This window comes from Polaromonas vacuolata, from assembly GCF_012584515.1.
Taxonomy (GTDB): Bacteria; Pseudomonadota; Gammaproteobacteria; order Burkholderiales; family Burkholderiaceae_C; genus Polaromonas; species Polaromonas vacuolata.
In genome coordinates, this window is sequence record NZ_CP051461.1 from 702820 (window position 1) to 724701 (window position 21882).

The following is a 21882-nucleotide window of genomic DNA, read 5'->3' on the forward strand; positions in this document are numbered from 1 at the left end:
TGTATTTTTTCTATTCTTAGCCGGCCTTGTGCCGATCGGTGGGTGGGCGCGCTAATCACTCTATGTTTTGAACCTGCTCACGAATTTGCTCTATCAAGACCTTCATGTCTACTGAGATATGTGTCATCTCTAGTGATGTTGATTTCGAGCCCAAGGTGTTGGCCTCGCGGTGCAGTTCTTGAATTAAAAAGTCCAGCCGCTTGCCGAGCTCGCCGCCGGCTTCTAGCAAGCGGTCGATTTCATCTAAATGTGAGGCTATGCGGGTGATTTCTTCGGCCACATCAATGCGTATTGCAAAGGCGGTTGCTTCTGCCAACGCCCGGTCTTGCGCCACTTCGGGCAAGACTTGTTTTTCGGGCAGATTCATGGCCTCTTTCCAGCGCTCAAGAAAACGGTTTTTTTGCTGCTCAACTAACAGCGGCACCAGTGGCACGGCCTGGGCTGATAGCACACGCAACTGTGCCGTACGCTCGGTCAGCATTAACTTGAGTCGGCCGCCTTCACGCTGGCGCGCAGAAAGTAAGTCTTTGAGTGCTTTTTTGCTCAGTTTGATTAGCTCTTCGCTGTGATCATGGGGCTTTTTGTCTTCGTTGCTCGCCAGTCTGAGTACGTCAGCCACGCTCAGTGCGCCGGCCTGTGGCAACCAAGACTTGATGGTGTCTTCGATTGAGCCAAGACGCTGCAGCGTCATAGGCGAGGGTGCTTTAAGGCTGCTGGCGGCGTTGCTGTCTAGCGCAACCCGAATTTCTACTTTGCCGCGTTTGAGCTTTGCGGTGAGCAGCTCTCGTAGCATAGGCTCAGCCTGACGCAGCTCGTCCGGCAGCCTAAAGCTCAAGTCCAGAAATCGGCTGTTAACCGATCGGATCTCTACCCCCAAGCGCGTGTTGGTTTCTAGCGTCGCTTCAGAGTCTAGCGTCTGATTGGCACTACTGGATTGAACGGCTGCGTAGCCCGTCATGCTATAAACTGACATCTTAATTTTTTGCTTTTTCGTTTTGGTGAGAACGCGTTTTTCAGGACTTTATGACGGCAGCCAAGCCGCTCTTACATTGCCCAAATTATGTCAAAAGTTAAGCCAGCGCCCTTGCCACCCGATACCGTCATTGGCGGATACCGGGTTGTGCGCAAGTTATCTTCTGGCGGCTTTGGAGTAGTTTACTTGGCTGTGGACAACCAAGGCCAGCAAGTTGCGGTTAAAGAATACTTGCCTTCTTCGCTGGCTAGTCGTTCACCCGGTGATTTGTTGCCCCATATTGAAGCCGACAAACTCTCTTTGTACCGCTTGGGTCTGAAAAGTTTTTTTGAAGAGGGCCGCTCACTGGCTCAAATTTCCCACAGTTCTGTGGTCAGCGTACTGAACTTCTTCCGGGAAAATGAGACCGTCTACATGGTCATGAATTACCTCGAAGGCGCAACTCTACAAGACTTCATCATCACGGCCCGAGAGCTAAAAAAACAAAAAGTCTTTCGCGAGTCCACCATCAGGTCTTTGTTCGACGAAATATTACGCGGCCTGCGCATTGTTCATCAGCACAAGATGCTGCACCTAGACATAAAGCCGGCCAACATTTTCATCACCGACGATAACAAGGCTGTGATGATAGATTTTGGCGCCGCACGCGAGGTGCTTTCTAAGGAGGGCAATTTCATCCGCCCTATGTACACGCCAGGTTTTGCCGCACCCGAAATGTACCGGCGCGACACCGCTCTAGGCCCGTGGACCGATATGTACGCCATAGGTGCTTGTATTTACGCCAGCATGCAAGGCTACCCTCCCAACGATGCGCCGCAGCGCTTAGATAAAGACCGCCTTTCGCTGGCTTTGTCGCGGCTGCGTGGGGTTTATTCTGATAATTTGATCGAGGTTGTCGAATGGTGCATGGCGATTGATCCTTTATCTCGGCCGCAATCGGCGTTCGCTCTGCAAAAAGAGTTGAGTCGGGAAGGCGAGCGCCGCTATACCAAGCTCACCGTGGGTGAAAAGGTGCGCCTACAGTTGGATAATATTTTGCTCGATACCAAAAAAACTGCGCGTAAGGCCACTGGTTTTATTAACAAACTCAAGTAGAACACCATGAAATTTTCCGTCTTTCAAGTTAGCCGCAAAGGCGGACGCGACAATAACGAAGATCGCATGGGTTACTGCTACACGCGCGAATCGGGTTTGTTTTTGTTGGCCGATGGTTTGGGTGGTCACCCGAATGGCGAAGTCGCGGCCCAGATCGCGCTGCAAACGGTCTCCGCGCTTTACCAAAAAGAGGCTAAACCGCAGATTCAGGATTGCACCGCCTTTTTCACTGCCGCCGTATTGGCCGCCCACTACCAAATATTGCGCTACGCCAGCGGGCAAGGTCTGCTTGATACGCCGCGTACTACTTTGGTTGCCGTAGTCTTGCAGGATTCGGGCGCTAGCTGGGTTCATTGTGGCGATTCGCGGCTGTATCTGGTGCGCGATGGTGAGCTGCTAGCCCGCACGCGTGACCACTCCTTCGCTGAACAGCGCGCCGCCGGTGTGGTGAAGATGGACAGTGTCAGTCGTGACATTCTTTTTACCTGTCTGGGCTCACCCACCAAGCCGGTGTTTGATATCGTCGGCCCGGTGCAGTTGCAGCAGGGCGACAAACTGCTGCTTTGCTCGGACGGCCTGTGGAGTAGTTTGAGCGATGAAGAAATCGTGCGCCACTTAACGGGTAACAGCGTTAGCGACGCCGTACCCGATCTGGTCGAGAGTGCTTTGCGTGTTGGCGGTCAGGGCGGTGACAACGTCACTGTGCTGGCAATGGAGTGGGAAACCCCGGATGCATTCGAGTCCACTCGCGGTGTATCGACTGATAGTGTGACGGACGGCGTATTTGCCTCCACAATACAAGCTGGTTGTCTTGACAACATAGCCGATGATTTGGACGAAGCGGCGATTGAACGGTCCATCGCCGAAATCAACGAGGCTATACGCCGTTCTGCCGCGCGTCGCGGTTAAGCCGTTCGCTGTCAAATCTTTGGTTGATGTGCCGCTGGCACTAACCGCTCCCCCTTTAAATTGAGCCGATCAGGTTTGCTCTGACCGATCGGCTACATTCTTTTTCAATCCTATCCGGCGGCTCCCGCTAGAAAGCATTTCAACATGAACGATTTCACCCGCAGCGACGCACGCGCTTTTGACGCCTTGCGTCAGGTCACCATCACACGCAACTACACCGTGCATGCCGAAGGCTCTGTGCTGATTGAGTTTGGCGGCACCAAGGTGCTTTGCACTGCATCGGTAGAAGAGAAAGTTCCCGGCCACAAGCGCGGCAGTGGCGAAGGCTGGGTAACGGCCGAATACGGCATGCTGCCACGCGCTACGCATACCCGTAGCGACCGGGAAGCTGCACGCGGCAAGCAAAGCGGCCGAACCCAAGAAATTCAGCGCTTGATAGGGCGTTCTATGCGCTCGGTTTTCGACCTTAAAAAGCTCGGTGAGCGCACTATTTATCTCGACTGCGATGTCTTACAGGCCGACGGCGGCACCCGCACCGCCAGCATCACTGGCGCTTTTGTAGCCGCCCAAGACGCGGTTAATCGTTTGCTGGCCGAGGGCAAGATCAGTGAAACACCCATCCTCGACCAGGTCGCTGCGATATCGGTCGGCATTGTCAAAGGCTTGCCGTTGCTAGACCTTGAATACATAGAAGACTCGGCCTGCGACACCGACATGAATGTGGTGATGACAGGGGCTGGCAATTTTGTCGAAGTCCAAGGCACGGCCGAAGGCGCGGCTTTCTCGCGTATCGAAATGGACGCTTTGCTGCAACTGGCTGAAAAAGGCATACGCGAGTTAGTCGTGATGCAACAGCAATCACTGAAAAGTTAATGCCATGATGAAAATCGTATTGGCCTCAAACAACCAAGGCAAACTGCTAGAACTGCAAGCCCTGTTTGCGCCCCTGGGTGTGCAACTGGTGCGCCAGTCGGAACTGGGAATTCCCGAAGCCGACGAGCCTTTTCACACTTTTGTTGAAAACGCACTGGCCAAAGCCAGACACGCATCGCGCGTGAGCGGCCTGCCAGCGCTGGCTGATGATGCCGGTTTGTGCGTCGACGCTTTTGGTGGTTTGCCCGGCGTGCAAACTGCTTTTTATGCAACGCATCATGGTTATGCCAAGGGCGACGATAACAACGTGCTGGCACTGCTAGAGCAGATGCAAGGCATCGATAACCGCCGTGCTGCGCTGGTTAGCACCTTGGTCGCATTGCGCTCGGCGGATGACCCTGAGCCCTTAATTGCCTGTGGCCGTGTGGTCGGCGACATCACGCAAAAACCCATAGGCAGCAACGGCTTTGGCTTTGATCCGGTGATGTTTTTGCCTGAATTTGGCAAAACTTTTGCGCAGTTGCCGGTTGAGATCAAAAACGCTAACAGCCACCGCGGCCGTGCAGCCAAGCAAATGCTGGACTTGATGCGTGAGCAGTGGCGCCTAGCATGATCCCGATAATTGTTGCGCCCAACACACCGCCTGTGGTGCTGCGCGATTTGCAGCACTACATGCGAGACGGCACACTGCAACTGGGCAGTCTGCCCACGCTCTCGCTCTACGTGCATCTGCCTTGGTGCATTAAGAAATGTCCTTACTGCGATTTCAACTCCCACGAGTTGGTCGGTGAAATGCAGGAGCAGCCTTACATCGATGCCTTGATAGCTGACTTGGAGTCCTCGCTGCCGCTGATTTGGGGCCGCAGCGTGCACAGCATTTTTATTGGTGGCGGCACGCCCAGCTTATTCTCGCCAGAGGCAATAGACCGGCTGCTAGGCCAGTTGCGCGCAAGACTAAAACTCACACCCGATTGTGAAATCACACTTGAAGCCAACCCCGGCACGTTCGAGAAAGACCGCTTCAAGGCTTTTAGAGCCGCCGGCGTAACGCGCCTGTCCATCGGTGTGCAAAGCTTTGATGACGACCACCTAAAAGCTTTAGGTCGTATTCACGATAGAGCCCAAGCCATAGCCGCTGTCGAAGAAGCCGCACAGGCTTTTGATACCTACAACCTTGACATCATGTACGCCCTGCCGGGCCAGACCATGCAAGGTGTAGTGCGCGACATGACGCAGGCCTTGGCGTTTAATCCGCCACACATCTCGATTTACCACCTCACCATAGAGCCCAACACATATTTCGCTAAGTACCCGCCGGTCATTCCAGAAGAAGACTTGGCCTACGACATGCTGGACAAAATCACTGAGATGACGGCCGCTGCGGGGCTGGCCCGTTATGAGATTTCGGCCTATGCACGCGATAAGCACGAGTGTTTTCACAACCTCAATTATTGGCAATTTGGCGACTATCTAGGCATAGGTGCGGGTGCGCACAGCAAGCTCAGTTTCGCCCACCGTGTGGTGCGCCAAGTGCGCTTTCGTGAACCCAAGCTGTACATGGAAAAAGCCCGGGCTGGCACGGCTGTCTCGCAGGAAAACGAAGTGGCACGTTCAGAGTTGCCATTTGAATTCATGCTCAATGCGCTGCGTTTGCGCAGCGGTTTTAAGCTGCGTGACTTTTGCGAAAAAACCGGACTCCCCGTCAGCGCTATTGAATCTGCGCTAGTGCAGGCTGAGAAAAAAGGTTTGATAGAAAGAGACTTGGTTCAGGTCAAACCATCAGAGCGTGGATTTGATTTTCTAAACGATTTACAGGCGCTTTTCTTGCCATAAGGCAGTTGGCGAAAAACGAAATTTTATGCAGACTCCCGACCTTATTCTGATTGTAATTAGCGCTGCTCTAGGCTTAGCAATGAACCGAATTTTCATGCATTTCCGCAAGAAAAAGCGCGCTAAAGAAATGGCTGCTTTGCAGGCTATTCAAGCGCAATTTTTAAAGGATATGCCGCCCGAGCCTGAGTCCAATAATAAAAGTAAACGTAAACGCCAACAGCTAGCGCAGCAGCTGAAAAATAAATCCGTATAACCAGCTGCCGTATAACCAGCTGCCGTATAACCAGCTGCCGTATAAATAGCTGATTATTGGTTCTTGATCTGTCAAAAATTAATGGGAATGTTGAGCTTTAGCATCACTCGTCACGGCAACCAAATTTCACCGACATTAAGAAACGCTTGATAGCTGTGTGGACGACAACGTTAAGCTGAATATTTTTTACGCCAGTATTTTTTTAATTAGATTTAAACCATCCACTGCTCGAAAGAGATAGGCTTATTTCTAGTCATAGTTGGCGTACAAACGCAGCGCATTGACGCCCTCGTGGTAGCTGTACTCCATACGGTCACTGGCAAGGCGGATTATTTTCAAACCAAAACCGCTTTCGGGGAAATGGGTGAAATCGGTTTCAGGTGAATCACTAGGCGGCTCAAAGCGCTCGCCCAGATATTTAAAATCAAGTACCAAACCCTTGGCGCTTTGCTCAGCCATGATTTCTATCGGCGCGCCCAACACCAATCCGCTGGCGTGACGAATGACGTTGGTGACTACTTCAACTGCGGCGACAGTGAGTAAGTCAGCTTTTTTCTGGATTAAACGGGTGCAGTTTTCGGTCATGAAGTTGCGTAACTGGCGCAGAGAGCTCAGTGAGACGTTTAGCTCTAATCGAGTGACTTCGCGCCGGGTGTCGCAGCGCATCAGCATGACCATAGTCAGGTCATCCGTCATATTGAGTTGGTGCAGCGATAGTTCTTGCCTGAGTGCGTGCAAAGCCATGCTTGGCGTTGCGTGCTGACTCATTTTTTTTACTGCTTCAAGGTTGATGCGTTCTCGCCCTAGCCGTTGACCGTTTCCCATTAATGCGTCGGGCGCGCCGTCAGAGCATAGAAAAACGGCGTCTCCTGGATTGAGTGGACAGTCGTTTTGAGCATATTGTCCGTTTATAGAAAGACCGACGGGTGGATGCTGGTTGCTTAGCAAGCGCTTGTTTCCAAACCGATCTACGATGAGAGTTTCCTCATGTCCGCAACCGACCCAAGTCAGGCGGTTAGCCTTAAAGTCAATGCGCAGATAAACCAAAGTGACAAAGGCTTCTAGCGACTGCAAATGTTGCGTCATGGCGCTATTGACGGCGGACACAATTTCCATAGGTTCAGGCAGATCGTCAATCCCCACGCGCGCTAAAAGTATGTCAGCCAGTGAACGGCTAAATTGCAGTTTAGTGGCCGCACCAATCAGTGCCGCCGGCACACCCTTGCCCATCACGTCTCCCACAATCACATCGACGGTATTTTTGCCGACCCGAAAGAGGTCAAAAAAGTCTCCATCTATGCCGCGTGAAGCTTGGTTAAAAGATGACATCCACAAGCCTGCATGTTGGCGCGATGGTGGAGCCAGTAACAAAGTTTGTTGAATCCGGTTGGCGGTTTCAAACTCCAGGTCTTGCGCTCTAGCTAATGCCAGTTCGCTCTTGCGTTGCTGTGTGATGTCTATGATGGAGCCCACCGCGCGCAGCGCACGACCATCAGCGTCGCGAACCACAACCTTGCCTTTGCAGAGTATCCATTTCCAACTGCCGTCCCCAGCCTTCATACGGCATTTTATTTCCAGACTGGTGCCGGGGTTACGCAAGAACGCCATAAGCTGTGAGCGGCTTTCCACGGCGTCCTGCGGGTAAATTATTTTCTTCCATTGCAAAGAGGGCACTATAAAAGCGTCGGACGCATAACTCAAAAGCCTGAAGTAGCCGGGGCTGCAATAGCATGTGTTGTTACTAATATTCCAGTCCCACAGACCATCGCTACTGGCTTCCATAGCAATACGAAAACGCTCCTCACTTCGCGCCAAAATATCTTGCATCGCACGCTGATCGGTGATGTCTTGCATGACTGCGTTGCATTCGCTGCCATCTAACGAGAGTGTGCCTTCTATGAGAAGATTTCTTCCTTGGGTCTCCCCGTTAGCGAGTCTTATCTCGCAGCTGAACTTTTGATCTTTGGCGAAGTGCGTTCGCAAATGGGATAAAAAGTTGTCCCTGTCGGTTGGCAAAAGTAAGGTGTCAAAGTGCTTACCCGCTAAAAGGCCGCGCTCCTGGGCCAACATTTTTGCGCCGACTAAATTGATTTTGAGAATTACGCCGTCCCGGTCAATACTGATAAAGCCGACCGGTGAAAAATCGTAGAAATTACTGTAAAGTAAGGCTTGTGCTTTGATCTGGGCTTGCGAGTTGCGTAAGTTCTCCACATGCAGGGCCAGCACGTTCTCCATGTGCCTAGTACTTTCTGTCACGTCGGCAATGGTGGTGAGAAACTTATCCTCGCCAAGCCGATGCAGGTTAAGCGACATGACGCGTGGTGCGGTTTGCCAAGGCACTTCAAATTGCAGTCCATCGCAGACTACGTCATTGCTGCTGTGCGCAATGTAGCCGGCCAATTCTGGCAGCCAAGGTTTGAGCACTTCAAATAAATTATCTAAACGGCCGTTTCGTGTCAGTGGCATCAACATCTGCGCGGCGACTGGCGTCATCAATTCAATCGCACCGAGATGGTCGCAAACGATGAGTCGCAGTTGAGATTGGTAGATGTACTCCAGCAAAGAGCTCTCGCTCAAATATTGCGTGTTCATTACTGTTTCAGGAAATGCGGTGCAGCACGAGAAAGCCGGAGCGACTAGCGTGTGGACTCCACAATATACGCAGCAAAACCGGCGTTGGCCGCATGCGCCAAGTCAGCACATAGTCAATTGCCGCGTCTAGCGGCGTATTGGTCGCGATGGCGTCTTCAAAACGCTGCGCAACCATGAAGTTGTTCATGCATTGCGCGAGTTGGGTAAAGACATGTCGGCCGATGACTCTTTCTGCATTCAACCCGGTGTTGAGTGCTTCGCAGCGGTTGTAGCGCTGTACTAAAAACTGTTCACTGAACTGAATCACGCCAAACGGCAGGGCATCGAGTTCAGCGTCAGTCATAGCCTCCAGCACGCCGAGCAAACCACCAACGGTCTCGTTCTTCGCAGTCGTGATTGTTGCCAGCATCGTGAAGTCCATAAATGTCGCTTTAGTGTTGGCTTGCATTGCCCATGTAAACAGTCGGTAGGCACTTTTGCATAAGCTCAATAAGCCAAAATCTGTGCCAGACCTTAAATGAATTTAGTTCATTACAACTGCAAGCGCTGAAAATATATGACGTAGTTGTAAATTGAAAGCGCTGGCATGGCTTTGACAATTGAGCAGCACTAATGGGTGAAAAAAATCAAAAAAAATCCAGTTAGGTCAGCGCAACTGCAGCGACGCTTAAGTCCCTAAACTTTCGCACTCCGCTGCATAGGCTTTCGCGCTTAGCTTCGCTGCGGTCCACAAACTTTTTAGCCGTAGCAGCGACTTCAATTTGGGTCTGCATATTGCACGACATGAGCGCTTGTTAGAGTTCAGGTCGATTAGGAAATCCACTCACTTCAATCGCCGGCCGGCTGTTGGATAAGCAGTTGTCAGTAGACATATTTTTTTAAATTTTTAGCCTAATTGGTACCCACTTGCAGAGCAACTTTAACGCCGCATAACTCTTTTTTCGTTTTAGGTTTTACTGGGTTATCTTTGGTGACTCATGATGAGTGCGCCTGCGCTGGCATTAGGCACTACACCAGTAGTCGCCCAAGGTTTACCTGAACTAAGCGTTCACAAACCAATTTTTTTCGAGGTCTCTCGAATCAATACCAAAGTCGCTTGCTGAGTGAGCGTAGTGGGACGCAAGGCACTGGTCACCAATGCAGATTTAATTTTCAACACGGGGTCTTTGATAGCACGCACACAAAAAGCCGAGGGTTTGACCGAGTTGGCCACGGCATTGCGCGATAACACTGCGCAGCCTGCGCCATCGGCTACCAAGTCGAGAATCGCTGCGACTCCGTCTATCTCAAGGGCGATGTTTAGACGACCGCCTGCGTTAACAATCTCAGACTCCACATGCATGCGGATGGCGTTGGGGCGACTCGGAATGACTAGCGGCAGTTGCGCCGCGGCCAGCAAGCTAATGGGGCCTGGCGGCGGATCTTCTTCAAGCCCCGGTGGGCGGGCTTGCACCAGCACCAAGTCTTCTTCGGTAAAAGGCTCGATTTCTAAGTCACTGTTGGGTTGGGCGTTGTACAAGATGGCTATATCAAGCCGGCCATTGATTAAGGAGTCTTGTATGCCTGCGGTCAGCCCTTCGCTGATGGAAATCGTTGCATCCGGCATTTGCGCCCGAAAAGCGCGTGTCAGTGGCACGGTTAACACGCGTGCCAAGCTAGTCGGTATGCCAACGGCGACGCGGCCGGCCAAGGAGCCGCGCACCCGCCCCAATTCCTCGCGCGCCCTGGCCATTTGATGCAAAATGCCGCGCCCGTGCGCCAGCAGCAGTTTGCCGGCTTCTGTTGGTAGCGCGCCGCGGCCGTTGCGGGTTAACAGCGTCAGGCTTAACTCAACTTCTAACAGGCGAACTTGGCGGCTCAGTGCGGGTTGCGCAATGTCCAAAGCGATAGAGGCGCGGGTAAAACTGCCGAGTTCGGCAACGCGCACAAAGTATTCAAGTTGTTTAAGGTCCATGACTCATTTGGCTAATAGCTGTTTGCGTATTATGCCGATTTGAGATAACTGATAGACGTCAGTTAGCCTATTTAAACCAACACTAGATAGCCAGAATGGGGACTATGCAAATTGCCATCCCTTCCCTGTTTATGCGTGGCGGTAGCTCGCGCGGCTGTTTCTTTTTGGCCTCGGATTTGCCGTCAGACCGCGCCGCACGCGACCGTGTGCTGCTGACTGTCATGGGCTCGCCCGATAAGCGCCAGATTGATGGCATGGGTGGTGCACATCCGCTCACTAGCAAGGTTGGCATTGTCAGTCTGAGTCAAACGCCGGGTGTGGCTTTAGATTTTTTATTCGCCCAATTGCAACCGAATAACGACAACGTAGACACGACACCGAATTGCGGCAATATGCTGGCTGCCGTCGTGCCTTTCGCTTTGGAACGCGGTTTGATTCAAGCCCAAGGTGACAGCACAACCGTGCGTGTGCTCACCCTCAACACAGACATGCAGTGCGATGTGACGGTTCAGACCCCAATGACCGCACACGGCCGTCAGGTCGAGTACGAGGGGGTCGCCAAAATCGACGGCGTGCCCGGCAGCGCCGCACCGATTACGATTAATTTTCTCGATACCGCTGGCTCGGTCTGCACTGGTTTACTGCCGACTGGTCAAGTTTTAGAGCGCGTCTTTGTGTCGGGCGAAGGTTTTGCCACATTTATTTTGCCTGTGACCTGCATTGACAACGGTATGCCGCTGGTGTTGTTTAAAGCGACTGACGTGGGGCGCACCGGCTATGAAACGGTGGCGGAGTTAAATGCCGATACTGAGCTGAGAACACGCGTCGAGGCAATGCGGCTTCAAACCGGCCACCTCATGGGCTTGGGCGATGTGACGGCTAAAAACTATCCCAAGATGACCATGATTGCGCCCCCTCGGGACGGCGGTAGTTTGTGCACGCGAAGCTTTATTCCCCATGTTTGCCATGATGCAATTGGCGTGCTGGCCGCTGTGACTGTGGCCACGGCCTGCGTGCTCAAAGGCACGGTGTGTGAGGGCGTTGCGGTGATGCCAGACGGTTTAAGCCAGGTGGTGTCGGTTGAACACCCGACCGGAGAATTCAGTGTCGAGCTTGGCCTAGACCCCGAAGACCCGCAAAAAGTCATTCGCGCCGCATTGCTGCGTACCGCGCGTTTGTTGATGCGTGGTGAGGTGATGGTGGCTAGTGCAGTAGTGCAGCCAAAAGCCTAGACCAATCGTTTAAAGCTTTACTTTAACAATCGGCATATGCCCGATTAAATTTATACAACGGATAGCGGAGACCACTATGAGCCAAGCCAAGCCTCTCATCATCGATTGCCACGGGCACTACACCACAGCGCCCAAGTCGCTGGAGAACTGGCGCAATCAGCAAATTGCCGGCATTAAAGACCCAAGCATGAAGCCCAAAGTGTCCGACTTAAAAATCAGCGACGACGAACTCATAGAAACCATAGAACAAAACCAGTTGCGCTTGATGAAAGAGCGCGGCAGCGACTTGACTATTTTTTCGCCCCGCGCCAGTTTCATGGCCCATCATATTGGCGACTTCAATGTCTCTAGCACCTGGGCGGCGATTTGCAACGAACTCTGCTACCGCGTGAGCCAGCTGTTCCCAGACCACTTTATTCCCGCTGCCATGTTGCCGCAAAGCCCCGGCGTGGACCCGGCTAGCTGCATTCCAGAACTAGAAAAATGTGTGAAGCAATACGGCAACGTTGGTATTAATCTCAACCCAGACCCAAGCGGCGGTCACTGGACTTCACCACCCCTGAGTGACAAGTCTTGGTATCCGATTTACGAGAAGATGGTGGAGTTTGATATCCCCGCCATGATCCATGTCAGCACCAGCTGCAACAGCTGCTTTCACACCACAGGCGCGCATTACCTCAATGCCGACACCACGGCGTTTATGCAGTGTTTAACCAGTGACTTATTCAAAGAATTTCCAACGCTCAAGTTTTTGATTCCCCACGGCGGCGGCGCAGTGCCCTACCACTGGGGACGTTTTAGGGGCTTGGCACAAGAGCTGAAAAAGCCCTTGCTGGAAGAGCATTTACTGAAAAATATTTTCTTTGATACCTGTGTCTACCATCAGCCGGGTATTGATTTGCTCAACACCGTCATCCCGGTCAAAAACGTTTTATTCGCCAGTGAAATGATAGGCGCGGTGCGCGGTATTGATCCGCAAACCGGCCACTATTTTGATGACACCAAGCGCTATATAGAAGCCTCAAAAATTCTCAGCGCAGACGACCGTTACCAAATCTACGAAGGCAATGCGCGCCACGTTTTCCCGCGCTTGGACGCTGTGCTCAAGGCCAAAGAAGCCAACACAATTTAAATCGGAAAAAATCACCATGAGCTTGAACCAACTCGGCGTAGTCAAACGCAACATCAGCCGCGCTGATAAGGCCGCTGTCGAAAAACTCTCCCGCTTTGGCGTGGCCACGATTCACGAGGCCATGGGCCGCGTCGGTTTGATGAAGCCGTATATGCGCCCAATTTATCCGGGCGCGGCAATGTGCGGCACGGCGGTGACCGTGCTGCTGCAACCGGGCGACAACTGGATGATGCATGTCGCGGCTGAGCAAATCCAAGTCGGCGATGTGGTGGTCGCCGCTTGCACCACAGACAACCAAGACGGGTTTTTTGGCGACTTGCTAGCCACTTCTTTTCAGGCCAGAGGCGCAAAGGGTTTGATTATTGAAGGCGGCGTGCGCGATGTGAAAGACTTGACCGAGATGAATTTCCCGGTTTTTAGTAAAGCCATACACGCCAAAGGTACGATCAAAGCCACCTTGGGTTCGGTCAACGTGGCTGTTGTTTGTGCCGGTGTCTTGGTCAACCCGGGCGACGTGGTGATTGCTGATATGGACGGCGTTGTCGTCGTACCGGCGGCTATTGCCCAGCAAGTGGCCGATGCGGCTGAGGCACGCGAGGCCAATGAAGGCGAGAAACGGGCAATTTTTGCATCCGGCATTTTGGGCTTGGATTACTACAAAATGCGTGAAGGTTTGGAAAAAGCGGGCCTTAAATACATAGACTAAAAAATACCTGCTGGCGCTTAAAAATTAGTGCTGGTTGGGATTGAATTTACGCTCATGTGCAGCAGAGTTCTGCGCTTTATCAATTGCTATTTTTAGTTGCTTATTTTGCAGCGTGCATCTCGCTTTTTTTACCACTCATGCGCTAACTTTTAGCCAACAGGAACTCCATGGAATTTACCAAAACCCCCGGCTGGCTAGATTGGTACGCCGGCCCGGCCAAACCCCGTTTTAAACTGCCTGCCGGCGCGGTCGACGCGCACTGCCATGTGTTCGGTCCCGGCGCAGAATTTGCTTTTGCAGTCGAGCGTAAATACACGCCTTGCGACGCGTCTAAAGATCAGCTTTTTGCACTCCGCGATCAGCTTGGGTTTGACAAAAATGTAGTCGTTCAAGCCACCTGCCATGGTGCGGATAACACTGCCATGGTCGACGCCTTGCTGCACAGCCAAGGAAAGGCCCGCGGCGTGGCTACCGTTAAGCGCAGCATCACCGATCAAGAGTTGCAAACCTTGCATGACGCCGGCGTGCGCGGTGTGCGTTTTAACTTCGTCAAACGCTTGGTCGATTTCACTCCCAAGGACGAGTTGCTGGAAATTGCCAACCGCATCAAACCACTGGGCTGGCATGTGGTGATTTATTTTGAGGCGGTCGACTTGCCCGAGTTGTGGGATTTTTTCACCCGCTTGCCCACCACCGTAGTGGTTGATCACATGGGACGCCCGGATGTGAGTCAGCCAGTGGACGGACCAGAGTTTGAATTGTTCGTCAAATTCATGCAGCAACACCCGAATGTGTGGAGCAAAGTTAGCTGCCCTGAGCGGCTCTCGGTGACTGGCCCTAAGGCGCGCAATGGCGAGCAAAATGCGTATGCCGATGTGATTCCTTTTGCTAGGCGAATAGTGGAAACTTTTCCTGACCGCGTGCTGTGGGGAACCGACTGGCCGCATCCGAATTTAAAAGACCACATGCCGGATGATGGTCTACTGGTCGACTTTATCCCGCACATCGCCAGCACGCCCGAGCTGCAACAAAAACTACTGGTTGACAACCCAACCCGCCTTTACTGGGGAGACTGAAATTTCACTTCATAAAGACTACCTCGACGTGCCCGGCACCATCATTTTTGATGCCGAACAGTCACGCAAGGGCTACCACTTAAACCAGTTTTGCATGTCGCTGATGAAGGCCGAAAACCGTGAGCGTTTCAAGGCCGATGAAATGGCCTATCTGAACGAGTGGCCTATGACGCAAGAGCAAAAAAATGCCGTGTTAGCGCGCGACTTAAACCGCTGCATGGCTACCGGTGGGAACATTTATTTTTTAGCCAAAATTGGCGCGACTGATGGTAAGAGCTTTCAGCAAATGGCCGGCAGCATGACCGGTATGACAGAAGATGAATACCGCGCCATGATGCTCGCTGGCGGGCGCTCAGTCGAAGGCAACCGCTTTGTCGGCGAAGACGGCGATGCCCAAGCCCAGCATCAACCCCAAGGCCAATCCAGCCAAAAAGGAAAGCGCTGATATGGCAAAAATTACCGCCTCTGTTTTTACCTCACATGTACCCGCCATCGGTGCGGCGATAGATTTAGGCAAGACGACCGAACCGTATTGGCAACCGCTTTTCAAGGGCTATGAATGGTCTAAGCAGTGGCTTAAAGATAACCCGCCCGATGTAGTGATTTTGGTGTTTAACGATCACGCCACGGCCTTTAGTTTGGACATGATTCCTACCTTTGCAATTGGCACGGCCGAGGCTTACCAACCCGCTGACGAGGGCTGGGGACCGCGCCCCGTGCCCGTCGTACAAGGCCATGCAGAGCTGGCCGCGCACATCGCGCATTCGGTCATACAGCAAGACTTTGATCTGACGATTGTCAACAAAATGGACGTCGATCACGGTCTAACCGTGCCCTTGAGTTTGATGTGCGGCCAACCCGAGGCTTGGCCTTGCCCGGTGATTCCTTTTGCTGTGAATGTGGTGCAGTACCCGGTGCCCAGTGGTCAGCGCTGTTTTAATCTTGGCAAGGCGATTCGCAAAGCAGTCGAGAGCTACGACGAAAATTTAAACGTGCAGATCTGGGGCACAGGCGGTATGAGCCACCAATTGCAAGGCCCGCGCGCTGGCTTGATTAACCCAGTTTTTGACAACGCTTTTTTAGACCAGTTGATCTCTGACCCAGCAGCACTCGCCGCCAAGCCGCACATCGACTATGTGCGCGAAGCCGGCTCTGAAGGCATTGAGTTGGTGATGTGGCTAATCGCCCGGGGGGCAATGTCAGATGTCGCTTACGATGCGGCAGACCTAGATGCGGCCAAGGCCCACTCGGTCAAAGTCAAGCACCGTTTCTATCATGTCCCGGCGTCCAACACTGCCGTGGGCCACTTAATTTTGGAGAATAGCTGAATGCAAAAAATCATCAAAGTTGCGCTCGCTGGTGCGGGCGCGTTTGGTATCAAACATCTCGACGGGATTAAAAATATTGACGGTGTAGAAGTGGTTTCCTTGATCGGTCGAGATTTAGAAAAAACCAAACAAACCGCCGCCTTGTATGGGATTGGCCATGTCACAACTGATTTAAACGCAGCGCTTGCCTTGCGCGAAGTCGATGCCGTGATTTTGTGCACGCCGACTCAAATGCATGCTGCGCAAAGCCTGGCTTGCTTGCAAGCCGGCAAGCATGTGCAGGTAGAAATTCCCTTGGCCGATTCCCTACAAGGCGCAGAGCAAGTAGTCGCCTTACAAAAAGCCACTGGACTGGTCGCCATGTGTGGTCATACCCGGCGCTTTAATCCCAGCCATCAATTCGTGCATCAAAAAATCAAAGCCGGCCAGTTCAACCTTCAGCAGCTCGATGTGCAAACTTATTTTTTTCGCCGCAGCAATATGAATGCACTCGGCCAAGCCCGCAGTTGGTCCGATCATTTGCTGTGGCACCACGCCGCACACACGATTGATTTGTTTGCCTACCAATGCGGCAGCCCGATTGTTAAAGCCAATGCGCTGCAAGGCCCGATTCATCCAACTTTGGGTATTGCGATGGATATGTCTATCCAACTCAAAGCCGCCAATGGCGCGATTTGCAGTTTGTCGCTGAGCTTTAATAACGACGGCCCTTTGGGTACTTTTTTCCGCTACATCGGCGACAGCGCAACCTATGTGGCGCGTTATGACGACTTGTTTAACGGTAAGGAAGAAAAAATTGATGTCAGCCAAGTGGCAGTGTCTATGAATGGCATAGAGCTGCAAGACCGCGAATTTTTTGCCGCCATCCGGGAAGGCCGTGAGCCCAATAGCAGTGTGGCCAGCGTCATGCCTTGCTATGCGGTGTTGCAGGATTTAGAGCGGCAGTTGATGAATTGAGTTGGCTAATAGTATTTTGCTTTGCCTAAAAGTATTTGATTCGTCCCAAACCGTGCTAGCTGCGTTTCATACCATTGTCTGATTTATATTCTTAGGCTTTGTTAAAGGACAACACGCTAGATGGATATGCTGGTTTGCTATAACTGAGAGTCGACTATTCGAATGGCGACTGACTAAATTTAATGTCACACTCGACCAAAATAAATTTACCCTGCAACTTTAGAGGCAAGATATGAAAAAAAGACAATTTCTTAATGCTACTGCTCTGGCTGTGTTGACGCTCACGGCAGTCAGCGCTTTTGCGCAAGACAGCGCTTTTAAGATAGGGCTGGTTCTGCCTATGACCGGCCAGCAAGCCTCGACTGGTCGCCAAATTGAAGCCGCAGCACGTCTTTATATGGCGCAAAACGGTGACACCGTAGCGGGCCGCAAGATTGAGCTGATTGTGAAAGACGACACCACCATTCCGGATGTCACCAAAAGACTCTCGCAAGAATTAATCGTCAACGACAAGGTCAATGTATTGGCCGGCTTTGGCATCACGCCATCAGCCTTTGCCACCGCGCCCTTGGCGACACAATCTAAAACACCCATGGTGGTGATGGCCGCAGCTACCTCCAGCATTACGCAGGCTTCACCCTACATCGTGCGCACCAGCTTTACGCTGGCGCAGGCCGCAGTGGCGATGGGCGATTGGGCACCTAAAAATGGCATCAAGAAAGTTGTGACTTTGGTCAGCGATTACGGCCCGGGTATTGATGCTGAAAAGTATTTCAAAGAACGTTTGGTTTTTAATGGCGGCCAAGTGATTGACTCGCTCAGAGTGCCACTGCGCGGCCCTGACTTTGCACCGTTTTTGCAAAAAGTACGTGACCTCAAGCCGGATGCGTTATTTGTATTTGTGCCCTCAGGCGCAGGTGCTGCCGTGATGAAGCAATTTTTAGAGCGCGGCATGGACAAGGCCGGTATCAAACTGATTGGCACTGGCGATATCACCGATGACGATCAAATCAATGACATGGGCGACGGCGCTTTGGGGGTTGTGACCTCACACCACTACTCCGCCGCACACCCATCCGCCGTCAACAAAAAGTTTGTCCAAGCGTTTGAAAAAGCCAACCCCGGCATGCGCCCCAACTTTATGGCCGTGGGCGGCTACGACGGTATGCGCGTGATTTATGAAGCGCTCAAAGCCACCAAAGGCAAGGGCGATGGCCCGGCCTTGCTCGCGGCCATGAAAGGCCAGATTTTTGAGAGCCCGCGCGGCCCAATGTTTATAGATGCACAAACCCGCGACGTGGTGCAAAACATTTATTTGCGCAAGGTGGAAAAAGTCAACGGACAGCTTTTTAACGTCGAGTTCGATGTGATTAAAGACGTCAAAGATCCGGGTAAAACCAAGTAATTCATGCGTTAAGTTGACGGGCTGCTTAGCTCGTTTTTCGACAATATGCTGGCGCCACGTCTTTCAAGATTGGGCGCCAGTATTGATATCAGCGATCAATCATTATGTTGACCATTCTTTTTGACGGCGTTGCCTACGGCATGCTGTTATTTATTCTCGCCGTGGGTTTAGCCGTGACCATGGGGTTGATGAATTTCATTAACCTCGCGCACGGCGCTTTCGCCATGGTGGGCGGCTACATCACCGTGCTGTTGATGCAGAAATACGATGTGCCTTTTTTGCTTTGCTTGCCGGTGGCGTTTTTTGCATCAGCCCTTTTAGGCGCAGTGCTAGAGCGCACTTTGTACCGGCCGCTTTATCGCAAGCCACACTTAGATCAGGTATTGTTTTCGATTGGTTTGACCTTTATGGCGGTCGCCAGCGTGGACTACTTTATTGGCTCCGGTCAGCAAATTATTCAGTTACCAGTCTGGCTCAAAGGGCGCACTGAGTTGGGCCAAGGGAGTTGGATGCTAGGCATGGGCCACTACCGCTTATTCATCATCGCCGTGTGTGCGGCGCTGGCAGTTGCGCTGCAATACATACTGACCAAAACACAATTTGGTAGCCGCTTGCGTGCCTCAGTAGACGACCAGCGCGTGGCCGCTGGTTTGGGTATTAATGTGAATTTGGTTTTCCTCAGCACCTTTGCCGTTGGCTCGGGGCTGGCCGGTCTAGGCGGCGCTTTGGGTGCTGAAGTGCTAGGGCTTGACCCGAGTTTTCCGCTGAAATTTATGATTTACTTTTTGATCGTGGTTGCCGTGGGCGGCACCTCCAGCATTACCGGCCCGTTGCTGGCGGCTTTGCTGTTGGGCGTTGCCGATGTGGCGGGCAAATACTACATTCCAAACTTTGGTGCTTTCATCGTCTATGGCTTGATGATTGTGATTTTGGTCTGGCGCCCGCAAGGCCTGTTTGTGCGTAAGGGAGGTAAATAATGACCAAGCCAAATAATTCTCTGCTCAGCAGTGGCCGCTGGAAACCTTGGGAATACGCACTTTGGCTATTGGCACTGGCTGCGCCGTTTGCACTGCCCGGTCACGCCTTAATCATTAATGAAATTGCCATCGTCGCGCTGTTTGCTGTGTCTTTAGATCTGATTTTGGGCTACACCGGCATCGTGTCTTTAGGCCATGCTGCGTTCTTTGGCATGGGTGCTTACTCTGCCGCTTTGTTTGCAAAATTGGTCATGCCAGACCCCTTGGTGGGTTTAGCTGTTGGCATGTTGTCAGCTGGTTTGTTGGGTGCGCTGTGCAGCGTGACTATTTTGCGCGGCACTGATTTAACACGTTTAATGGTCACGTTAGGCGTTGGTCTAATCATGCTGGAGTTGGCCAACAAAATGTCTTGGTTGACCGGCGGTGCTGACGGTCTGCAAGGCGTGGTGATGGGGCCTTTGCTGGGGAAATTTGAGTTTGATCTTTATGGTCAAACTTCGGCAGCTTATTCGATTAGCGTGCTGTTGCTGGTGTTTGTGTTGGCGCGGCGCTTTGTCAATTCACCTTTTGGCGCCACGCTTAAAGCGATACGCGACAACCGTTTGCGCGCCATGGCAATTGGTATTCCAGTCTCCAACCGATTAGTCGTGGTCTACACCGTCGCTGCAACAGTCGCCGGCGCAGCGGGTGCGCTGTTGGCCCAGACCAGCAGTTTTGCGTCGCTGGATTTATTTGAATTCCACCGCTCAGCCGACGTCATGCTGCTGCTAGTCGTCGGCGGTGTCGGTTGGCTATACGGCGGGGTCGTGGGGGCGATTGTGTTTAAGTTAATGCAAGACGTGATCTCCAGCATCACGCCGCAGTATTGGACTTTTTGGATGGGATTATTTTTGGTGGTGCTGGTGCTGGTCGGTCGTGAACGCCTGATTCGGCCATGGACTTGGTTTAAACCGAGCGCCGGAGAGCCTAAGTCATGAGCGGTAAAAATGCGTTACCTGTGGATGCAGAAACTGTTTTGTCCGCACAAGGCTTGGTGCTCAAATTTGGCGGGATCACGGCTACCGATAACGTGACTTTAAATCTCAAAAAAGGCGCCCGTCATGCCTTGATTGGTCCCAATGGTGCGGGTAAAACCACGCTGATTAATTTACTCACTGGCGTGTTGCAACCGAGTGCCGGCCGCATCGTATTGGAGGGCCAAGACATCACCGAGTTGCCTCCCTATCAGCGCGTGCACCGCGGCATGGTTCGCACGTTTCAGATCAATCAGTTGTTTGACACTTTAACGCCGCTGGAAACGTTGGCCCTGACCGTGTCTGTGCACCAAGGCTTGGGCGCGAAATGGTGGCAAGCGTTGGGATCACAAAAACCGGTGCAGCAGCGCTGTGCGCAATTGCTTGAGCAATTTCACCTGACTGAAGTCATGCACCAAGAAACCCGTGTGTTGGCATACGGCAAACGGCGCTTGCTAGAAATTGCGATTGCACTGGCGTGTCAGCCCCGGGTGTTGTTGCTCGACGAGCCGGTCGCCGGTGTGCCCGCCGGTGAGCGCGAAGAGTTGTTGCAGACCGTCGCGGCTTTGCCGGGTGACGTTTCTATTTTGTTAATTGAGCACGATATGGATTTGGTGTTTAGCTTTGCCAACCGAATGACGGTGCTGGTCAACGGCGCGGTGTTGACTGAAGGAGACCCAGAAAAAATTGCTAATGACCCGCAGGTCAAAGCCGTCTACTTAGGCCACTCTGAAGATGCTGACGCCAAGAGTAAACATGACACAGACAACAACGCCGGTGCACAGTCCGGCAGGAAAAGCGTGGCGCTATGACAGAGCTATTAAAAGTAGAGCACCTAAGCGCTGGTTACGGCGAAGCCGTGGTGTTAAACGCGATCAGTTTGTCGCTAGCCCAAGGTCAGACACTCGCCTTGTTGGGACGTAACGGTACCGGTAAAACCACCTTAATCAACACCTTGGCAGGAGCGACGCGCCAACATGCAGGCGAAATTTATTTGGGCGGTATCAAGCTGCATAAGCTCGCGTCTCACGAGCGGGCAGCAGCGGGTATTGGTTGGGTGCCGCAAGAGCGCAATATTTTTAAATCCTTGTCGGTACACGAGAACCTCACCGCAGTGCAGCGACCCGCCCGCGCCGGTCGTGCCTCTAGTCCTTGGACACCGAACCGTGTCTATGAGTTGTTCCCCCGCCTAGCTGAGCGCAAAACCAATCTAGGTACCCAGCTTTCAGGCGGCGAGCAGCAAATGCTGGCCTTGGGGCGCGCATTGGTTTTAAACCCCACCTTGCTATTACTAGACGAGCCCTGTGAAGGTTTGGCGCCCATCATCGTGCAGGAATTGCTGCGCGCCATTCGGCGCATCACGCGGGAGGAAGGCTTGTCCGCCATTCTTGTAGAGCAACACCCCCAAGCCATTTTGGCCATTTCAGATACCGCTGCCGTGTTAGAGAGGGGCACTGTGGTTTATCAAGGCACGGCCACTAGCCTGCAAGAGCAGCCTGAATTGTTGGATAAGTTGTTGGGCGTGGCGCGATAAATTTGCTGCGCTAGATTTAGCGCGTTAAATTTTCGAGCTA

The 21882-nt window shown here is 52.5% G+C and carries 23 protein-coding genes; 18 read left to right on the plus strand and 5 right to left on the minus strand.

The genetic code is table 11. The annotated features are described in order from the left end of the window. Positions 1-55 precede the first annotated feature (55 nt). Positions 56-973 (minus strand): YicC/YloC family endoribonuclease, encoded by a 918-nt coding sequence (locus tag HC248_RS03335; protein ID WP_168921265.1) that lies wholly within the window; start codon positions 971-973, stop codon positions 56-58. Between the two features lie 87 nt (positions 974-1060). Between HC248_RS03335 and HC248_RS03340 the strand changes: the two genes are divergently transcribed. The 6 genes from HC248_RS03340 (at position 1061) to HC248_RS03365 (ending at position 5936) form a co-directional block, all read left to right on the plus strand. Next, positions 1061-2068: a serine/threonine protein kinase gene (locus tag HC248_RS03340; RefSeq protein WP_168921266.1), complete on the plus strand. Its 1008-nt coding sequence runs from the start codon at positions 1061-1063 to the stop codon at positions 2066-2068. Between the two features lie 6 nt (positions 2069-2074). Beyond that, positions 2075-2977 (plus strand): PP2C family protein-serine/threonine phosphatase, encoded by a 903-nt coding sequence (locus tag HC248_RS03345; protein ID WP_168921267.1) that lies wholly within the window; start codon positions 2075-2077, stop codon positions 2975-2977. A gap of 144 nt (positions 2978-3121) precedes the next feature. Then, complete coding sequence (gene rph, locus HC248_RS03350; RefSeq protein WP_168921268.1) at positions 3122-3850, plus strand: ribonuclease PH; 729 nt, start codon at positions 3122-3124, stop codon at positions 3848-3850. A gap of 7 nt (positions 3851-3857) precedes the next feature. Next, complete coding sequence (gene rdgB, locus HC248_RS03355) at positions 3858-4463, plus strand: RdgB/HAM1 family non-canonical purine NTP pyrophosphatase (RefSeq protein ID WP_168923642.1); 606 nt, start codon at positions 3858-3860, stop codon at positions 4461-4463. Further along, on the plus strand, positions 4460-5683 hold the full coding sequence (gene hemW, locus HC248_RS03360; protein WP_168921269.1) for a radical SAM family heme chaperone HemW: 1224 nt from the start codon (positions 4460-4462) through the stop codon (positions 5681-5683). The genes rdgB and hemW overlap by 4 nt, the downstream gene beginning before the upstream one ends. Positions 5684-5708: 25 nt before the next feature. Continuing rightward, complete coding sequence (locus tag HC248_RS03365; RefSeq protein ID WP_168921270.1) at positions 5709-5936, plus strand: hypothetical protein; 228 nt, start codon at positions 5709-5711, stop codon at positions 5934-5936. 249 nt (positions 5937-6185) lie between these two features. Here the strand turns inward: HC248_RS03365 and HC248_RS03370 are convergent, their stop codons facing one another. The 4 genes from HC248_RS03370 to HC248_RS03380 form a co-directional block, all read right to left on the minus strand. Further along, the gene (locus HC248_RS03370; RefSeq protein WP_168921271.1) at positions 6186-8528 is read right to left on the minus strand and encodes a SpoIIE family protein phosphatase; all 2343 of its coding nucleotides are present in this window, start codon (positions 8526-8528) and stop codon (positions 6186-6188) included. A gap of 7 nt (positions 8529-8535) precedes the next feature. Next, positions 8536-8937, minus strand: a complete 402-nt coding sequence (locus tag HC248_RS03375) for a PAS domain-containing protein (RefSeq protein ID WP_168921272.1) — start codon at positions 8935-8937, stop codon at positions 8536-8538. Between the two features lie 232 nt (positions 8938-9169). Next, a complete protein-coding gene (locus tag HC248_RS17785) occupies positions 9170-9301 on the minus strand; it encodes a hypothetical protein (protein ID WP_272953634.1) in 132 nt (43 codons plus the stop codon). Between the two features lie 275 nt (positions 9302-9576). After that, positions 9577-10482 carry a LysR family transcriptional regulator gene (locus HC248_RS03380; RefSeq protein ID WP_168921273.1) on the minus strand — a complete coding sequence of 302 codons (906 nt, stop codon included), beginning with the start codon at positions 10480-10482 and terminating at the stop codon, positions 9577-9579. 104 nt (positions 10483-10586) lie between these two features. On the opposite strand from HC248_RS03380, the gene HC248_RS03385 reads away from it, so the two are divergent. The 12 genes from HC248_RS03385 to HC248_RS03440 all read left to right on the plus strand — a co-directional run bounded on the left by HC248_RS03385 (position 10587) and on the right by HC248_RS03440 (position 21842). After that, complete coding sequence (locus HC248_RS03385) at positions 10587-11714, plus strand: 4-oxalomesaconate tautomerase (protein ID WP_168921274.1); 1128 nt, start codon at positions 10587-10589, stop codon at positions 11712-11714. 76 nt (positions 11715-11790) lie between these two features. Next, positions 11791-12846, plus strand: a complete 1056-nt coding sequence (locus HC248_RS03390; protein ID WP_168921275.1) for an amidohydrolase family protein — start codon at positions 11791-11793, stop codon at positions 12844-12846. Positions 12847-12862: 16 nt separating this feature from the next. Continuing rightward, positions 12863-13552, plus strand: coding sequence for a 4-carboxy-4-hydroxy-2-oxoadipate aldolase/oxaloacetate decarboxylase (ligK, locus tag HC248_RS03395; protein ID WP_272953635.1), 690 nt, complete (start codon positions 12863-12865; stop codon positions 13550-13552). A gap of 167 nt (positions 13553-13719) precedes the next feature. Then, positions 13720-14628, plus strand: a complete 909-nt coding sequence (locus HC248_RS03400) for an amidohydrolase family protein (protein WP_168921276.1) — start codon at positions 13720-13722, stop codon at positions 14626-14628. Position 14629: 1 nt separating this feature from the next. Continuing rightward, the gene (gene ligA, locus HC248_RS03405; RefSeq protein ID WP_168923644.1) at positions 14630-15073 is read left to right on the plus strand and encodes a protocatechuate 4,5-dioxygenase subunit alpha; all 444 of its coding nucleotides are present in this window, start codon (positions 14630-14632) and stop codon (positions 15071-15073) included. Between the two features lies 1 nt (position 15074). Beyond that, positions 15075-15956: a class III extradiol dioxygenase subunit beta gene (locus tag HC248_RS03410; protein WP_168921277.1), complete on the plus strand. Its 882-nt coding sequence runs from the start codon at positions 15075-15077 to the stop codon at positions 15954-15956. Beyond that, on the plus strand, positions 15957-16913 hold the full coding sequence (locus HC248_RS03415; protein WP_168921278.1) for a Gfo/Idh/MocA family oxidoreductase: 957 nt from the start codon (positions 15957-15959) through the stop codon (positions 16911-16913). It abuts the gene before it with no gap. A gap of 232 nt (positions 16914-17145) precedes the next feature. Beyond that, the gene (locus tag HC248_RS03420; protein WP_168921279.1) at positions 17146-18318 is read left to right on the plus strand and encodes an ABC transporter substrate-binding protein; all 1173 of its coding nucleotides are present in this window, start codon (positions 17146-17148) and stop codon (positions 18316-18318) included. A 104-nt stretch (positions 18319-18422) separates the two neighbouring features. Next, positions 18423-19295 (plus strand): branched-chain amino acid ABC transporter permease, encoded by an 873-nt coding sequence (locus HC248_RS03425; protein ID WP_168921280.1) that lies wholly within the window; start codon positions 18423-18425, stop codon positions 19293-19295. Next, positions 19295-20272, plus strand: coding sequence for a branched-chain amino acid ABC transporter permease (locus HC248_RS03430; protein WP_168921281.1), 978 nt, complete (start codon positions 19295-19297; stop codon positions 20270-20272). The genes HC248_RS03425 and HC248_RS03430 overlap by 1 nt, the downstream gene beginning before the upstream one ends. After that, a complete protein-coding gene (locus tag HC248_RS03435) occupies positions 20269-21120 on the plus strand; it encodes an ABC transporter ATP-binding protein (RefSeq protein ID WP_168921282.1) in 852 nt (283 codons plus the stop codon). Before HC248_RS03430 ends, HC248_RS03435 begins: the two co-directional genes overlap by 4 nt. Next, positions 21117-21842, plus strand: coding sequence for an ABC transporter ATP-binding protein (locus HC248_RS03440; RefSeq protein WP_168921283.1), 726 nt, complete (start codon positions 21117-21119; stop codon positions 21840-21842). The genes HC248_RS03435 and HC248_RS03440 overlap by 4 nt, the downstream gene beginning before the upstream one ends. The last annotated feature ends 40 nt before the right edge of the window (positions 21843-21882 follow it).

What these genes read in the sequence shown, in the direction of transcription:
- HC248_RS03335 (WP_168921265.1), bottom strand. Translation starts at nt 973, where the DNA reads ATGTCAGTTTATAGCATGACGGGCTACGCAGCCGTTCAATCCAGTAGT.
- HC248_RS03340 (WP_168921266.1), top strand. Translation starts at nt 1,061, where the DNA reads ATGTCAAAAGTTAAGCCAGCGCCCTTGCCACCCGATACCGTCATTGGC.
- HC248_RS03345 (WP_168921267.1), top strand. Translation starts at nt 2,075, where the DNA reads ATGAAATTTTCCGTCTTTCAAGTTAGCCGCAAAGGCGGACGCGACAAT.
- rph (WP_168921268.1), top strand. Translation starts at nt 3,122, where the DNA reads ATGAACGATTTCACCCGCAGCGACGCACGCGCTTTTGACGCCTTGCGT.
- rdgB (WP_168923642.1), top strand. Translation starts at nt 3,858, where the DNA reads ATGAAAATCGTATTGGCCTCAAACAACCAAGGCAAACTGCTAGAACTG.
- hemW (WP_168921269.1), top strand. Translation starts at nt 4,460, where the DNA reads ATGATCCCGATAATTGTTGCGCCCAACACACCGCCTGTGGTGCTGCGC.
- HC248_RS03365 (WP_168921270.1), top strand. Translation starts at nt 5,709, where the DNA reads ATGCAGACTCCCGACCTTATTCTGATTGTAATTAGCGCTGCTCTAGGC.
- HC248_RS03370 (WP_168921271.1), bottom strand. Translation starts at nt 8,528, where the DNA reads ATGAACACGCAATATTTGAGCGAGAGCTCTTTGCTGGAGTACATCTAC.
- HC248_RS03375 (WP_168921272.1), bottom strand. Translation starts at nt 8,937, where the DNA reads ATGCTGGCAACAATCACGACTGCGAAGAACGAGACCGTTGGTGGTTTG.
- HC248_RS17785 (WP_272953634.1), bottom strand. Translation starts at nt 9,301, where the DNA reads ATGCAGACCCAAATTGAAGTCGCTGCTACGGCTAAAAAGTTTGTGGAC.
- HC248_RS03380 (WP_168921273.1), bottom strand. Translation starts at nt 10,482, where the DNA reads ATGGACCTTAAACAACTTGAATACTTTGTGCGCGTTGCCGAACTCGGC.
- HC248_RS03385 (WP_168921274.1), top strand. Translation starts at nt 10,587, where the DNA reads ATGCAAATTGCCATCCCTTCCCTGTTTATGCGTGGCGGTAGCTCGCGC.
- HC248_RS03390 (WP_168921275.1), top strand. Translation starts at nt 11,791, where the DNA reads ATGAGCCAAGCCAAGCCTCTCATCATCGATTGCCACGGGCACTACACC.
- ligK (WP_272953635.1), top strand. Translation starts at nt 12,863, where the DNA reads ATGAGCTTGAACCAACTCGGCGTAGTCAAACGCAACATCAGCCGCGCT.
- HC248_RS03400 (WP_168921276.1), top strand. Translation starts at nt 13,720, where the DNA reads ATGGAATTTACCAAAACCCCCGGCTGGCTAGATTGGTACGCCGGCCCG.
- HC248_RS03410 (WP_168921277.1), top strand. Translation starts at nt 15,075, where the DNA reads ATGGCAAAAATTACCGCCTCTGTTTTTACCTCACATGTACCCGCCATC.
- HC248_RS03415 (WP_168921278.1), top strand. Translation starts at nt 15,957, where the DNA reads ATGCAAAAAATCATCAAAGTTGCGCTCGCTGGTGCGGGCGCGTTTGGT.
- HC248_RS03420 (WP_168921279.1), top strand. Translation starts at nt 17,146, where the DNA reads ATGAAAAAAAGACAATTTCTTAATGCTACTGCTCTGGCTGTGTTGACG.
- HC248_RS03425 (WP_168921280.1), top strand. Translation starts at nt 18,423, where the DNA reads ATGTTGACCATTCTTTTTGACGGCGTTGCCTACGGCATGCTGTTATTT.
- HC248_RS03430 (WP_168921281.1), top strand. Translation starts at nt 19,295, where the DNA reads ATGACCAAGCCAAATAATTCTCTGCTCAGCAGTGGCCGCTGGAAACCT.
- HC248_RS03435 (WP_168921282.1), top strand. Translation starts at nt 20,269, where the DNA reads ATGAGCGGTAAAAATGCGTTACCTGTGGATGCAGAAACTGTTTTGTCC.
- HC248_RS03440 (WP_168921283.1), top strand. Translation starts at nt 21,117, where the DNA reads ATGACAGAGCTATTAAAAGTAGAGCACCTAAGCGCTGGTTACGGCGAA.